Annotated in this window: 13 protein-coding genes; 9 read left to right on the top strand and 4 right to left on the bottom strand. The window is 73.3% G+C overall.

What is annotated here, in order from left to right; translation table 11 throughout:
* Window positions 1-113: 113 nt before the first annotated feature.
* The 3 genes from ACA514_RS05045 to ACA514_RS05035 are packed head-to-tail and all read left to right on the top strand — an operon-like array spanning window position 114 to window position 2,875.
* Window positions 114-722: a malonic semialdehyde reductase gene (locus tag ACA514_RS05045; RefSeq protein ID WP_375039794.1), complete on the top strand. Its 609-nt coding sequence runs from the start codon at window positions 114-116 to the stop codon at window positions 720-722.
* Window positions 715-1,953, top strand: a complete 1,239-nt coding sequence (locus tag ACA514_RS05040; RefSeq protein ID WP_375039793.1) for a multidrug effflux MFS transporter — start codon at window positions 715-717, stop codon at window positions 1,951-1,953. The genes ACA514_RS05045 and ACA514_RS05040 overlap by 8 nt, the downstream gene beginning before the upstream one ends.
* Window positions 1,954-1,972: 19 nt before the next feature.
* Window positions 1,973-2,875 (top strand): LLM class flavin-dependent oxidoreductase, encoded by a 903-nt coding sequence (locus ACA514_RS05035; RefSeq protein WP_375039792.1) that lies wholly within the window; start codon window positions 1,973-1,975, stop codon window positions 2,873-2,875.
* 14 nt (window positions 2,876-2,889) lie between these two features.
* On the opposite strand, the gene ACA514_RS05030 is transcribed toward ACA514_RS05035, so the two are convergent.
* Entirely contained in the window at window positions 2,890-3,519 is a 630-nt protein-coding gene (locus ACA514_RS05030; RefSeq protein ID WP_375039791.1) for a TetR/AcrR family transcriptional regulator, read from the bottom strand.
* Between the two features lie 100 nt (window positions 3,520-3,619).
* On the opposite strand from ACA514_RS05030, the gene ACA514_RS05025 reads away from it, so the two are divergent.
* The 4 genes from ACA514_RS05025 to ACA514_RS05010 all read left to right on the top strand — a co-directional run bounded on the left by ACA514_RS05025 (window position 3,620) and on the right by ACA514_RS05010 (window position 8,980).
* Entirely contained in the window at window positions 3,620-4,597 is a 978-nt protein-coding gene (locus ACA514_RS05025) for a phosphotriesterase (RefSeq protein WP_375039790.1), read from the top strand.
* 135 nt (window positions 4,598-4,732) lie between these two features.
* The gene (locus tag ACA514_RS05020; protein WP_375039789.1) at window positions 4,733-5,818 is read left to right on the top strand and encodes a S1C family serine protease; all 1,086 of its coding nucleotides are present in this window, start codon (window positions 4,733-4,735) and stop codon (window positions 5,816-5,818) included.
* 114 nt (window positions 5,819-5,932) lie between these two features.
* On the top strand, window positions 5,933-8,209 hold the full coding sequence (locus ACA514_RS05015) for an FdhF/YdeP family oxidoreductase (protein ID WP_375039788.1): 2,277 nt from the start codon (window positions 5,933-5,935) through the stop codon (window positions 8,207-8,209).
* 108 nt (window positions 8,210-8,317) lie between these two features.
* The gene (locus tag ACA514_RS05010) at window positions 8,318-8,980 is read left to right on the top strand and encodes a DUF1707 domain-containing protein (protein ID WP_375039787.1); all 663 of its coding nucleotides are present in this window, start codon (window positions 8,318-8,320) and stop codon (window positions 8,978-8,980) included.
* 40 nt (window positions 8,981-9,020) lie between these two features.
* Here ACA514_RS05010 and ACA514_RS05005 read toward each other — a convergent pair whose 3' ends face one another.
* Window positions 9,021-10,046, bottom strand: a complete 1,026-nt coding sequence (locus ACA514_RS05005; protein ID WP_375039786.1) for an aldo/keto reductase — start codon at window positions 10,044-10,046, stop codon at window positions 9,021-9,023.
* Window positions 10,043-10,489, bottom strand: coding sequence for a VOC family protein (locus tag ACA514_RS05000; protein WP_375039785.1), 447 nt, complete (start codon window positions 10,487-10,489; stop codon window positions 10,043-10,045). The genes ACA514_RS05005 and ACA514_RS05000 overlap by 4 nt, the downstream gene beginning before the upstream one ends.
* 70 nt (window positions 10,490-10,559) lie before the next feature.
* Between ACA514_RS05000 and ACA514_RS04995 the strand changes: the two genes are divergently transcribed.
* Window positions 10,560-11,213, top strand: a complete 654-nt coding sequence (locus ACA514_RS04995) for a TetR/AcrR family transcriptional regulator (protein ID WP_375039784.1) — start codon at window positions 10,560-10,562, stop codon at window positions 11,211-11,213.
* 58 nt (window positions 11,214-11,271) lie between these two features.
* The gene (locus ACA514_RS04990) at window positions 11,272-12,639 is read left to right on the top strand and encodes a hypothetical protein (protein ID WP_375039783.1); all 1,368 of its coding nucleotides are present in this window, start codon (window positions 11,272-11,274) and stop codon (window positions 12,637-12,639) included.
* A gap of 59 nt (window positions 12,640-12,698) precedes the next feature.
* On the opposite strand, the gene ACA514_RS04985 is transcribed toward ACA514_RS04990, so the two are convergent.
* The gene (locus tag ACA514_RS04985; protein WP_375039782.1) at window positions 12,699-13,394 is read right to left on the bottom strand and encodes a TetR/AcrR family transcriptional regulator; all 696 of its coding nucleotides are present in this window, start codon (window positions 13,392-13,394) and stop codon (window positions 12,699-12,701) included.
* Between the last annotated feature and the right edge of the window lie 40 nt (window positions 13,395-13,434).

Raw genomic sequence — 13,434 nt, 5'->3', positions numbered from 1 at the left:
CGGCGTGTGACGGATCACACTTCCTGACGCGGCAGATAACGTACCGTCATCCGGTTACAGCCTCTCGGAGCCGTCCCGACCGCGGCTCCACGATCCGACTGAGAGGTGAGGACATGACGACGATCGCGCCCGAAGGACTGCTCGCCATCGACGAGGCCACGCAGGACCTGCTGTTCCGCGAGGCCCGTACCGCCAACGCCTTCAGCGCCGAACCCGTCACCGACGAGCAGCTCCGCGCGATCTACGACCTCGTGAAGTGGGCACCGACCGCGATGAACGCGCAGCCGCTGCGGCTCGTCGCCGTCCGCGGCGCCGAGGCCCGCGAACGCCTCGTCCCGCTGATGGCCGAGGGCAACCGGGCCAAGACCGCCTCCGCGCCGCTCACCCTCATCGTCGCCGCCGACGAGGACTTCCACGAGCACCTCCCGGTCACCTTCCCGCACAAGGAGGGCGCCCGCGAGGCCCTGCACGACAGCCCCGGCCGTCCCGCCATGGCCCGCTTCAACGCCTCGATCCAGCTCGGCTACCTGATCCTCGGCATCCGCGCCGCCGGCCTCGCCGCCGGGCCGATGGCCGGATTCGACGCCGCCGCCGTCGAGAAGGAGTTCCTCGGCGGCAGCCAGCGCGCCATCGCCGTCGTCAACGCCGGCAAGCCCGGCCCCGACGCCTGGTTCCCCCGCAACCCCCGCCTCGACTTCGAGCAGGCGGTCAAGGTTGTCTGACCCCGTCGCCAAGGCGGCCGCGCCGGCCGGCACGGCCGCCCGGGCGGACCGGCGGGTCGTGCTGATCGGCGTGCTCGGGGCCCTCACCGCGATGGCGCCCCTGTCGATCGACATGTACCTGCCCGCGCTGCCCCGGGTGGCGTCGGACCTGTCGACCGGCGCGATGCAGGCGCAGCTCACCCTGACCGCCTGCGTCGTCGGGCTGGCCGTCGGGCAGGCCGTCGCCGGGCCGCTGAGCGACGCGCTCGGGCGGCGCAGGCCGCTGCTGGTCGGGCTGGCCGCGTACGCCGCCGCGTCGCTGCTGTGCGTCGCTGCGCCCAACGTGGAGACGCTCATCGCGCTGCGGGTCGTGCAGGGCGCGGCCGGGGCGGCGGGGATCGTGATCGCGCGCGCCGTCGTCCGGGACCTGTACGACGGGGTGGCGGCGGCGAAGTTCTTCTCCACGCTGATGCTGGTGAACGGGCTGGCGCCGATCCTCGCGCCGGTGATCGGCGGCCAGCTGCTGCGGGTCATGCCGTGGCCGGGGGTGTTCGGCGTCCTCACCGGCATCGGCGTCGCGCTGTTCCTGGCGGTCCTGGCCGGGCTCGGCGAGACGCTGCCGCCCGGGCGCCGCGAGACCGGCGGGCTGCGCGCGACCGTCCGGACGTTCCGGGGGCTGGCGGCCGACCGGTCGTTCGTGGGTCCGGGCCTGGCGCTCGCGCTGGCGTTCGCCGCGCTGTTCACCTACATCTCCGGGTCGCCGTTCGTCCTCCAGGACATCTACCACCTGTCGCCGCAGGCCTTCAGCATCGCGTTCGGCGTCAACTCGCTGGGCATCGTCGCGGCCGGGCAGGTCAGCGGGTGGCTGGCCGGACGCGTCGCGCTGGGCCGGCTGCTGGCGGCCGGGCTGGCGATCGTGGCGGCGGGCGGGATCGGCCTGCTGGTCGCGGTGCCGGCCGGAGGCGGGCTTCCCGCGGTGCTGCCGGCGCTGTTCCTCGTCGCGTCCGGGCAGGGGCTGGTCATGCCGAACGCGACCGCGCTGGCGCTGGCGGACCGGCCGCCGCAGGTCACCGGGAGCGCGTCGGCGCTGCTCGGGCTGTCGCAGTTCGCGCTCGGCGGGGCGGCCGGGCCGCTCGCCGGGATCGCCGGCCCGCGCACCGCGCTGCCGATGGCGGTCACGATCGCGGTGCTGTCCCTGCTCGCCGCCGGTGCCGCCGCGATCACTCCGCGGAGGGTTGCGTCAGCGAACTGACCGTGCGTACGGTCGGGACGTGATCATTCGCATCGGCATGGCGCCCGCGTCGGGCGCGCTCGGCCCGGACTCCCTGACCGCCCTCGCCCGCGGCCTCGAACGCGAGGGCTTCGACTCGCTGTGGGTGTCGGAGCGGGCGTCCGGTGCGGCGCTCGACCCGGTCGTGGTCCTCACCCACGCGGCGGCGCTGACGTCCCGGATCAAGCTCGGCACCGCGGTGATGACGGTGCCGGGGCGCTCCCCCGCGCTGCTGGCCAAGGAGCTGGCGTCGCTGGACGTGCTGGCGCGCGGCCGGCTGCTGCCCGCGTTCGGGCTCGGCCAGCGGCTGCCCGCCGAGCAGCAGGCGTTCGGCGTCCGCCGGGAGGACCGCGCCGCGATCTTCGAGGAGGCGCTGCCGCTGCTGCGCCGCTTCTGGGCGGGCGACGCCGTCACCCACGACGGGCCCCGCTTCCGCTACGACGGGCTCCGCATCGAGCCGCGGCCGGTCAAGGGCGGCTTCGACGTGTGGATGGGCGGGACGTCGGAGGCGGAGCTGCGCCGCACCGGCCGGCTGTCGGACGGCTGGCTCGCCGCGTTCACCACGCCCGCGGAGGGCGAGCGCGGCCGGATCGCGGTGCAGGAGGCCGCCGCTGCCGCCGGGCGCGAGATCGAGGAGGAGCACTTCGGCGCCGTCGTCCCCTACCGGCGCGGCCCGCTGCCGGAGGAGGCCGCGGCCCGCTTCGCGCGCGTCCGCAGGGTCAGCGGCCCGGCCGACCCCGCCGACGTCGTCCCCGACCTCGACGGCCTGGAGGCGCACCTCAAGCGGCTGGTCGAGGCCGGCCTGTCGAAGTTCGTGCTGGCCCCGCTGTCCGCGCCGGCCGACTGGGACGCCGAACTCGCCGACCTCCGCGACGCCGCCCTCCCCCTGCAGACCCGCCGCTAGCCCGGCCCGAGGCGTCAGTCGAGGGCCGCGAGGATGAAGTCGGCCACCTCGGCGGCCAGCTCGGCGGCGGGTTTCGGGCCGTCGGCGCGGTACCAGCGCGGGAGCTGGTTGACCATGCCGAGCGCGACGATCGTGACGGTGTCGGCGGGCGTCGGGGTGGTGAACGAGCCGTCCCGCTTGCCCTGCTCGACCAGGGCGCGGAAGGTGTTGTGGTAGCGGCGGCGGTCGGCGCGGACGGCGTGCATGCGGACGTCGTCGAGCCGGTGCGACTCGCGGCCGAACACCTTCGCCTCGTCGATGTGCTCGGCGGTGCTGAGGATCAGCCCGGTCAGCACCTTGCGGACGGCCTCGCGCGGCGCGAGGCCCTCGGCGAGGACGGCGTCGAGGTCGGCGAGCTGCCGGGCGATCAGCGAGTGGTAGATCTCGTAGAGCAGCGCGTCCTTGGAGTCGAAGTAGTGGTAGAGGGCGCCCTTGGTGACCTCGGCGGCCTCGACGATGCCCTGGACGGACGCCCCGTCGAAGCCGCGCTCGGCGAACAGCCGCAGCGCGGCGTCCAGGATGCGCCGCTCCACGGGGCTGCGCCGGACCGGCGCGGAATCCGCCCCGCCCTCGGCCAGGGCGCCCGTAGGCTGGGTCTCGGTCATCGGCGTTCCTCCCATTGACGCGTCAGCGTCCACGGACATAGCTTGCCAGAAACCGACCGGTCGGTATGCACCCGTCCCGCCTGGATCGAGGGAGTTCCTGATGCCCGCAGTCGAGACCGTCCGCGGACCCGTCGACGTCGCCGCCCTGGGCCGCACCTACATGCACGAGCACGTCTTCTGCCTCAGCGCCGAGCACGTCGAGAACTACGGCGCGGGCGACTGGTGGGACGAGGACGAGAAGGTCGCCGACGCGGTGGCCAAGCTGCGCGAGCTGCCGGCGCGGGGCATCACCACGATCGCCGACCCCACCGTGTGGGGCCTCGGCCGCTACATCCCGCGCATCCAGCGGATCGCCGAGCAGGTCCCCGAGCTCAACATCATCGCCGCCACGGGCATCTACACCTACAACGACCTGCCGTTCCAGTTCCACCACCAGGGCCCGGGCACGCTGCTGGGCGGCCCCGAACCGATGATCGACTACTTCGTGCGCGACCTGACCCAGGGCATCGCCGACACCGGGGTCAAGGCCGCGTTCCTCAAGTGCGCGATGGACGCGCCGGGCCTCACGCCGGGCGTGGAGCGGGTGCTGCGGGCCGTCGCGGGGGCGCACCGGGAGACGGGCGCCCCGGTGACCGTGCACACCGAGAGCTCGATCCACGCGGGCCGGACGGTCGTGGACATCCTCGCCAAGGAGGGCGTCGACATGAGCAAGGTCGTCGTCGGGCACGCCGGGGACAGCAACGACCTCGACTACCTGATGGAGCTGGCCGACACCGGCGCGATCCTCGGCATGGACCGGTTCGGCCTGGACGTGATCAACCCGACGGCGGACCGGGTCCGCACCGTCGCGGCGCTGTGCGAGCGCGGCTACGCCGACCGCATGGTGCTCAGCCACGACGCGAGCTGCTTCATCGACTGGTTCGGGCCGGATCCCGCGACCGTGCCGGCGTTCGCGCCGAACTGGAACTACCGGCACATCAGCGACGACGTGCTGCCCGCGCTGCGCGGGGCCGGCGTGCCGGACGCCCAGATCGACCAGATGCTCGTCGAGAACCCGCGCCGCTACTTCACCCGCTGACGGCGCGCCCCGGCGCCGCCCACCCGGCCCTGGTCCACCCCCTCCCCGAGCAGGCGGAATCCGCCGCTCGGGGAGAGGTCAAGGACTAATCCCCCTGGATCGGGAATCATGGGAGGAAACTGCTAGGAGGCGCCGGTGAACGAGGTCTTCGAGCGTCGCGGGCTGCGGGCCGCGATCCCCACGGTCCTGGCCGCGCTGCTGCTCCTCGTCGCGCCCGGCTGCCAGGCGCTGGACGGCGGCGCGGGGCCCGAGGACGTCCCGCCGCCGGTCAAGACGCCCGTCGCCAAGCACGAGAAGCCGAGCGGCCGGCGCCCCGGCGTGGTCAACATCGACACCGAGCAGGGGCTGAACAGCACCCGCGCCGCCGGGACGGGGATCGTCATGGACCCCTCGGGGCTCGTGCTGACCAACAACCACGTCATCCAGGGCGCCACGACGATCAAGGGCACCGACACCGACGACCGGCGCTCCTACACCGCCCAGATCGTCGGGTACGACCGGCAGAGCGACATCGCGGTGATCCGGCTGTACGGGGCGTCGCAGCTGAAGGCGGCCGTGTTCGGCGACCCGTCCTCGGCGGGCGTCGGCGACCCGGTCACCGCGGTCGGCAACGCCGGCGGCAAGGGCGGCACCCCGACGGTCGTCACCGGCAAGGTCACCTCCCTGGACCAGACGGTCACCGCCCGCGACGACAGCGACGGCACCTCCGAGCGGCTCACCGGCATGATCGAGACGAGCGCGCCGATCAGGCCGGGCGACTCCGGCGGCCCGCTGCTGAACACCCGCGGCCGGGTCATCGGCATCAACACCGCCGCGTCGGCGTCGTTCACCGTCGGCAAGTCCAAGCAGAAGGGCACGCACCGCGGCTACGCCATCCCGTCCGACCGGGCGCTGTCGATCGCCCGCCAGATCGCCCGCGGCCAGGCGTCGGCGACCGTGCACATCGGGCAGACCGCCATGCTCGGGGTGAAGGTCCGCGCCGGGGCCTCCCAGGGCGCCCAGGTGGTCGAGGTCGTCCCCGGGACCCCGGCCGAGGAGGCGGGCGTCCCCACCGGCGCCACGATCATCTCCCTCGGCGGCGCCGTCGTCGACTCGCCCACCACGCTGACCGGCCTGATGCTCGCCCACCATCCCGGCGACACCGTCCGGCTGGAATGGTTCACCGCCCAGGGCGCCCGCATGGCGGCCACGCTCCGCCTGGCCGACGGCCCGCCGCAGTAGGCCGGGCTTCCGGCGCCGGCGGTCCGCGGCCGCTTCCATTGGACGCGACTCGCCGGCGCGAGGCGGGCCGCGTCGTGCGACAGTGGAGGCAACCCGATCGTAAGGACGTGAACGATGACCCGCCAGGCGCCCGCCGACGACTTCGACGACACCGGGATGCGGGTGTCGAAACCGAAGACGTGGGCGGCCGGCGTGCCGGGGGTCTCGGCGGCGCTGAAGCAGTCCTACGACCAGATGGGCGTCCGCCGGACGGCGCTGACGCTGCTGCGCGTCAACCAGAAGCAGGGGTTCGACTGCCCGGGCTGCGCCTGGCCCGAGGGCGACCACCGGCACGTCGCCGAGTTCTGCGAGAACGGCGCCAAGGCCGTCGCGGAGGAGGCGACGACGCGCCGCATCACCCGCGAGTTCTTCGCCGCGCACACCGTCGGCGAGCTGGCTGAGCGCTCCGACCACTGGCTCGGCCAGCAGGGCCGGCTGACCGAGCCCATGATCAAGCGCGCGGGGTCGGAGCACTACGAGCCGGTGTCGTGGGACGAGGCGTTCGGGCTGCTGGCGTCCGAGCTCAACGCGCTCGGCTCCCCCGACGAGGCCGTCTTCTACACCTCCGGGCGCACCAGCAACGAGGCCGCGTTCGCCTACCAGCTGTTCGTCCGCGCCTTCGGCACGAACAACCTGCCCGACTGCAGCAACATGTGCCACGAGTCGTCCGGGTCGGCGCTCGGCGAGACGATCGGCATCGGCAAGGGCTCGGTGCATCTGGAGGACCTGTACAAGGCCGATCTGATCTTCGTCGTCGGCCAGAACCCGGGCACCAACCACCCGCGGATGCTGTCGGCGCTGGAACGGGCCAAGAAGGAGGGCGCGCGGATCGTCGCGGTGAACCCGCTGCCCGAGGCCGGGCTGATGCGGTTCAAGAACCCGCAGCGGCCGTCCGGCGTCACCGGGCGCGGCACCGCGCTCGCCGACCGGTTCCTGCAGATCCGGCTGAACGGCGACCTCGCCCTCTTCCAGGCGCTCAACCGGATGCTCGTGGAGTCGGACGAGCCGGGCGCCCTCGACCGGGAGTTCCTCGCCGCTCACACCCACGGCTTCGAGGCGTTCGAGAAGCACGTCCGCAGCCTGGACTGGGACGACGTGCTGGAGGCGACGGGGCTGCCCCGCGCCGAGATCGACGCGACGCTCCGCGACGTGCTCGCCTCGAAGCGGATCGTGGTGTGCTGGGCGATGGGCCTCACCCAGCACCGCAACTCGGTGCCGACGATCCGCGAGGTCGTCAACTTCCTGCTGCTGCGCGGCAACATCGGCCGTCCCGGCGCGGGCGTCTGCCCGGTGCGCGGCCACTCCAACGTCCAGGGCGACCGGACGATGGGCATCTACGAGAAGCCCAAGCCGGAGTTCCTCGACGCGCTCGCCGCGGAGTTCTCGTTCGAGCCGCCGCGCGAGCACGGCCTCGACACCGTGGACGCGATCCGCGCCATGCGCGACGGCAAGGCGAAGGTGTTCTTCGGCATGGGCGGCAACTTCGTCCGCGCCACCCCCGACTCCGCCGTCACCGAGCGGGCGCTGCGCTCCTGCCGGCTGACCGCGCAGGTGTCGACGAAGCTGAACCGCTCGCACGCGGTGACCGGCGAGCTCGCCCTCATCCTGCCGGCGCTCGGCCGCACCGAGCGCGACGAGCAGGCGGCCGGGCCGCAGTTCGTCTCCGTCGAGGACTCGATGGGCATGGTGCACGCCTCCCGCGGCCGCCTCGCCCCCGCCTCCGGGCACCTGCTCTCCGAGGTCGCGATCGTCTGCCGCCTCGCGCGGGCGGCGCTCCCCGGCTCGGACATCGGCTGGGACGCCATGGAACGCGACTACGACGTCATCCGCGACCACGTGTCCCGGGTCGTCCCCGGCTTCGCCGACTACAACGCCCGCGTCCGCGAGCCCGGCGGCTTCACGCTCCCGCACGCGCCGCGCGACGAGCGCCGCTTCCCGACCGCGACCGGCAAGGCGAACCTGACGGTGAACGGGCTGGAGGTGCTGCGGGTCCCGCAGGGCCGGCTGCTGCTCCAGACCGTCCGCAGCCACGACCAGTACAACACCACGATCTACGGCCTCGACGACCGCTACCGCGGCATCAAGGCCGGCCGCCGCGTCGTGTTCGTCAACCCCGCCGACCTGTCGGACCTCGGCGTCGCCGACGGCGCGACGGTCGACCTCGTCTCCGAGTGGTCCGACGGCGTCGAGCGCCGCGCCCCGGCGTTCCGCGTCGTCGCCTACCCGACCGCGCGCGGCTGCGCGGCGGCCTACTTCCCGGAGACGAACGTCCTGGTCCCGCTCGACAGCACCGCCGAGGTCAGCAACACCCCGACCTCCAAGTCCGTCGTCGTCCGGCTCGAACCGGCCTGACCGGCCACCACACGCGCGAGCCGTCCGGCGTCATCGCGATGGCGTAGTCGCCGTGACGTAGTCTCGCGAGGCGCGACCGCCGCGGCCCCGCTGGTTTAGGCTCAGGACATGACGAACCTGCCGGAACATGCCGGTACGCCCGGCCCGCCGGAGATGCGGGCCGGCGACGCCGACCGGGACCGGGTCGCGCAGGTGCTCCGCGACGCGGCCGGCGATGGACGGCTCACGCTCGACGAGCTCGACGAGCGGCTGGACGCGGTGTACGCGGCCAAGACCTACGCCGACCTGGAGCCGCTCACCCGCGACCTGCCGGCGGTGGGAGCGTCCGCCGTGCCCGCGCCCCAGACCGGCACCGACTGGCGCCCGGTCGACGGTGCCCCGTCCTGGGCGTCCGGCATCGGGATCATGAGCGGGTTCACCCGGTCCGGCGTGTGGAACGTCCCGCGCTCGTTCCTCGCGTTCGCGTTCTGGGGCGGCGGGAAGATCGACCTGCGCGAGGCCCGGTTCACCGGGGAGCGGGTGACGATCCGGGCGTTCGCCGTCATGGGCGGCGTGGAGATCGTCGCGCCCGAGGACATCACGGTGCACGTCAAGGGCATCGGCGTCATGGGCGGCTTCGACCACGGCGCGAGCGGGGTCGGGGCGCCCGGCTCCCCGACGGTGGTCGTCAGGGGCTTCGCGTTCTGGGGCGGCGTCGACGTCAAGCGCAGGGCCCGCCGGCACGAGAAGAAGCTCCGCAAGGAACTGAGGAAGCGCGAGGACGGCTCCTGAACCTCGCGCGGAGCCGTCCCCGGTTCCGGCGGGCGTACGGCTACCGCGCGATCGTGGTGACGGGTTGGTCGATCAGCGCGGAGCCGAAGACCCACGGGGATGTCTGGGCGATGAAGTCGTTCGGGAATCCGAGGGTGAAGCCGGTGGCCTCCTCCAGGCGCGTGACGGCCTCGGGCGGCAGGACGAGGTCGGCGGCGGCGAGGTTGTCGCGGAGCTGGTCCGCGGTGCGCGCTCCGACGATGGGGTGGATCGCGCGGGAGCGGGTCATCGTCCAGGCGATCGCCACCTGCGAGGGCGTGGCGCCGAGCTCGCCCGCGACGTCCTGGACGACCCCGGCGACGGCGTGGTCCCCGGCCGACAGTGATCCCGGGGCCAGCCGGCCGCCGGCGGCGGACTCCGGCCGGGCGTACTTGCCGGACAGCACCCCGCCCGCCAGCGGGCTCCACGCGGTGACGCCCAGGCCGAGCGCCTCGGCCATCGGCAGCAGTTCGCGTTCGATGTCGCGCTGGAGCAGGCTGTAGGGGACCTGCAGCCCGATGAACGGGCTCCAGCCGTGCCACTGCGCCAGCGTGTTGGCGCGGGCCACGACCCAGGCCGGTGCGTCGGAGACGCCCACGTAGAGGACCTTGCCGGCCTGCACCGCGTCGTCCAGCGCCCGCATGGTCTCCTCCAGCGGCGTGTGCCGGTCCCACATGTGCACCCAGAACACGTCCAGGTAGTCGGTGCGCAGGCGGCGCAGGCTCGTCTCCAGGGACGCGCGCAGGTTCTTGCGGTGGTTCCCGGCGGCGTTGGGGTCGGCGCGGTCGCGGGAGACGGTGTACTTCGTCCCGAGCACGAACGACTCGCGGCGGCCGGCCAGCAGCTCGCCGAGGAACTCCTCGCTCGCCCCGTCGCGGTAGTTGACGGCGGTGTCGATCATGTTGCCGCCGGCCTCGGCGTACAGGTCGAGGATCCGCCGGCATTCCGGCAGCGGCGCGCCGACCCCGCCCTGCTCCCCGAACGTCATCGCGCCGAGGACCAGCTCGGAGACCCGGAGGCCGCTCGTGCCGAGGGTGCGGTACCTCATGCCGGCGCCGATCCGCCGAAGAGCTCGGCGGCCCGGACGGCGATCTCCTCGGGCGGCACGTCCCGCACGTGCTGGTCCAGCGCCCAGCGGTGCCCGAACGGGTCCAGGAACTGGCCGGTGCGGTCGCCCCAGAACGCGTCGTGCACCGGCTCGAAGACGGTGGCCCCGGCCGCCAGCGCCCGGGCCGAGGCGGCGTCGGCGTCGGCGACCTCGACGTGCAGCGCGGCGGGCGAGCCGCCCAGCGCGGCCGGGGTGCGCATGCCCCGCTCGGGCATCTCCCCCGCCACCGCGAGGACCGTGTCGCCGAGCCGGAGTTCCACGGTCAGCGTGGGGCCGCCGGGAAGCGTGAGGCGGCTCGTCTCCCGTGCTCCGAGCGCCTCGGTGTACCAGGAGGCGGCCTGGTCCGGGTCGTCGACGACCAAATGAATCGCTATCTGAGTCACGGGGTGACCATACAGCGTGTCTGGTCACTGTGTCCATACATAATGTACGTACACGGTTATGATGAGGGGCATGCCTTCGAGACGGCCCGTGAGCTCCGCCCGCCGATCCGGATCGCCCCCGGCGTCCGCCGAGCTGCGGGAACGGATCCTGTCCGCGACGCGCGAGCTGCTGCGCGAGCGGCGCTTCGACGGTCTCAGCGTGGCCGACGTCCTGGCCGCCGCAGGGGTCTCCCGGGCCAGCTTCTACTTCTACTTCCCGAGCAAGCAGGCCGTGCTCGGCGAACTGGTGCGCGAGGCCGTCGCGCAGGGGCAGCGGGCGGCGCGGCCCTGGATCGACGAGGAGCAGGACCCGGTCTCCGCACTCCGGTCGGGCGTCGCCGACGGGGCCCGCCTCTGGCGCGACAACGCCGGCGTGCTCATGGCCATCGTGGAGAGCTGGGGGTCGGACGAGGGGCTGCGGGAGTTGTGGCTCGAGCAGATGGGCCTGTTCACCGACGCCGCCGCCGCCCGCATCGAGTCCGACCCCCGCGCCCGCGAACGCCTCGGCTCGCTGGACACCCGCTCCGTGGCCGCGTCGCTGACCTGGATGGGCGAACGCCTCTACTACCTCGCCGCGGCCGGAGTCCCGCCGTTCGACGACGAGGAGGTCCTCATCGACGTCCTCACCAACGCCTGGACCTCCACCCTCTACGGCGACGACACGCCCCGTCCGCCATCCGAGTGAACCGGGGCCCCGGTCGCACGGCCATCTCGGCGAAGCCGTAACTACGACAAGCTGTAAGATGTCGGCGCTTTCGCCACAGCCGCGCCACCAGGCCGGGACGGCGAGCGAGGCACGGGAGGCCGTCATCCAGATCCGCACGTTGGCGCGCCACCGCTGGATTCTCGCGGCACTCGCCGCGGTCGTCGTCGCGGCGGCGGCCGTCGCCGTCCTCGCGTTCCGAGGCTCTCCCGATCGCGTATCGGTCGAGTTCGTGCTGGGCGGCGGGACCGCCGGCACCGGCACGGGACCGCGGCGCGAAGTGGCCGGGAAACTGCAGACCATGACCACCGACGAGCGCGGGAACGTCGCCCTGTTCACTCGCGATCGCCAAGGCTTCGAACTCTGGACGGCCGGCCCCGGCAGAGCCGTCGAGCGGGTGCGCGTTCCCGCCCTCGACCGTGTCGACGCGGTGTCGGGCAACGCCGCGCTCCAGGCGGCGGCCGCGCCGGACGGCGGCTTCTACCTCGCGTTGGAAGAAGCAGGCTTGTGGAAGGTCACCAGGGACGGGCGGGCCTCCGAGATCGTCAAGCCGTCAGGCCGCCCCACCGGAGTGAGCAGCCACGTGGTGGCGGACGAGGTGCCCGTGCGGCGATTCTCCGCCTACCAGGTGTTGGGAGTCGGGGTCGGCGGCGACGGGACCGTGTTCTTCAGCGACCTCCAGGACGACCGCAATTCGGTTCTCATCCATCGTCTGCAATCGGGCCGGGTCACCAGAATCGCCGGCAGGCCGCTACGCCCTGGCCGGCAGGTACCGAAAGAGGATCCGAATCTTCTGGCCCCCGAGACCGGCGGCCCCGCAGAAAGCACCTACATTTCCGAAAGCTCCATCGTCACGCCGCTGGCGTGGAACAACGGAAGCCTCTATGTGCACACCGGTCACGGCATACTGACGATCGCCACCGCTACGGAACGGATATTTCCCGTCGTCGCGGGCCGTAACACGGCCTCCCTCAAACGTCCTGACTCACCGTTCAAGCCGTTCGGCAAGGCGATCGACGGACATGTCGAAGGCGCGGCCGTCGACGACGGGGACCACGAGGCGAGCATCGCGGTGGACCGGGCCACCGGCGACCTCTACTACGGTGCCGGCCGGCCACTGCCCGGCAACGACACGACCGAGATCTCCACGAGATTCCGGTGGGGTGGTGACCTCACCGCGTCGCAGCGGGACTTCCGCGGTTCACTGCGCAGCGCTCAGCAGACCATTTACCAGGTCGACCGCGACGGCGACCTGTCCGTCGTCACCGCCGGCGCCAAGGCGCTTTCCGTCGGGAACGGCTACCTGTACATCGCCGTCGACTCCTGTCCGTCCAGCGCGGGCAAGTGCGACGCCACGAACTACCGGTCGGCGGTCGTCCGGCTACGCCTCCCCGCGGCAAGGACCTGACGACCCCGCAGTCCGCATTCCGATGCTGCGCCGCTCGCCGCGGCCGCACGCCCGGAGGATCAGCCGGCGAGGCGGTCGAGCCATTCGGCGAGGAGGGCGGCCTCGGCGGGGCTGAGGCCGGACGGCGGGTCGGCGGACAGGGCGGCGCGCAGGGCCACCGCCGACGCGGCGCGGGAGTCGCGCGGGTCGGCGCCGTCCGGCGGTTCGGCGGTGACGGTCACCGCGGCGAGGACCGCCTCGCGGGTGCGGGCCGACAGGCCGCCGCCGTCGTCCCCGTTCGCGATGAGGAAGAGGACGACCCCGACACTGGCGGCCTGGATCACCTGGGCGGCGGCCTCCACCGGGACGCGGAGGCGGCCCGCGCGGGCGATGGCGCCGACCAGGCCGAGCAGGATGGCGTACGCCTCGTCCACGGCGGGCGTGGTGCGGGGCGTCCCGTACATCAGGGCGTAGATGGCCGGGTGCGTCAGGCCGAACTCGACGTGCACGTCCCAGCCGTGCCGCAGGTCCTCGACCGGGTCGCCGGACGCGGCCATGGCGCGCTTGCCCGCCAGGTACTCCTCGAAGCCCTGGGCGGCGACGGCGTCGAACAGGCCCTGCTTGTCGCCGAAGTGGTGGTAGAGGGTCGGCGCGCCGACGCCGGCGGCGGCGCAGACGGCGCGCGTGGAGACGGGCTCGCCGCCGGACTCCGCGATCAGCCGCGCGGCCGCCCGCAGGATCCGGTCCCGGCCGTCGGTGTCCTTCTGCACGCCCACGACATCGATGCTACAGAACTCTGCCGAGCGTCGTTAAGTC

Source organism: Actinomadura sp. NTSP31, assembly GCF_041951385.1.
Taxonomy (GTDB): Bacteria; Actinomycetota; Actinomycetes; order Streptosporangiales; family Streptosporangiaceae; genus Spirillospora; species Spirillospora napierensis.
Note: the sequence above shows the minus strand (reverse complement) of the source record. Positions and strands in the feature narration are given on the sequence as shown.

Coding starts and splice junctions, on each gene's coding strand:
- ACA514_RS05025 (WP_375039790.1), top strand. CDS start 3,620: ATGCCCGCAGTCGAGACCGTCCGCGGACCCGTCGACGTCGCCGCCCTG.
- ACA514_RS04990 (WP_375039783.1), top strand. CDS start 11,272: ATGTCGGCGCTTTCGCCACAGCCGCGCCACCAGGCCGGGACGGCGAGC.
- ACA514_RS05010 (WP_375039787.1), top strand. CDS start 8,318: ATGACGAACCTGCCGGAACATGCCGGTACGCCCGGCCCGCCGGAGATG.
- ACA514_RS05045 (WP_375039794.1), top strand. CDS start 114: ATGACGACGATCGCGCCCGAAGGACTGCTCGCCATCGACGAGGCCACG.
- ACA514_RS05005 (WP_375039786.1), bottom strand. CDS start 10,046: ATGAGGTACCGCACCCTCGGCACGAGCGGCCTCCGGGTCTCCGAGCTG.
- ACA514_RS05030 (WP_375039791.1), bottom strand. CDS start 3,519: ATGACCGAGACCCAGCCTACGGGCGCCCTGGCCGAGGGCGGGGCGGAT.
- ACA514_RS04995 (WP_375039784.1), top strand. CDS start 10,560: ATGCCTTCGAGACGGCCCGTGAGCTCCGCCCGCCGATCCGGATCGCCC.
- ACA514_RS05015 (WP_375039788.1), top strand. CDS start 5,933: ATGACCCGCCAGGCGCCCGCCGACGACTTCGACGACACCGGGATGCGG.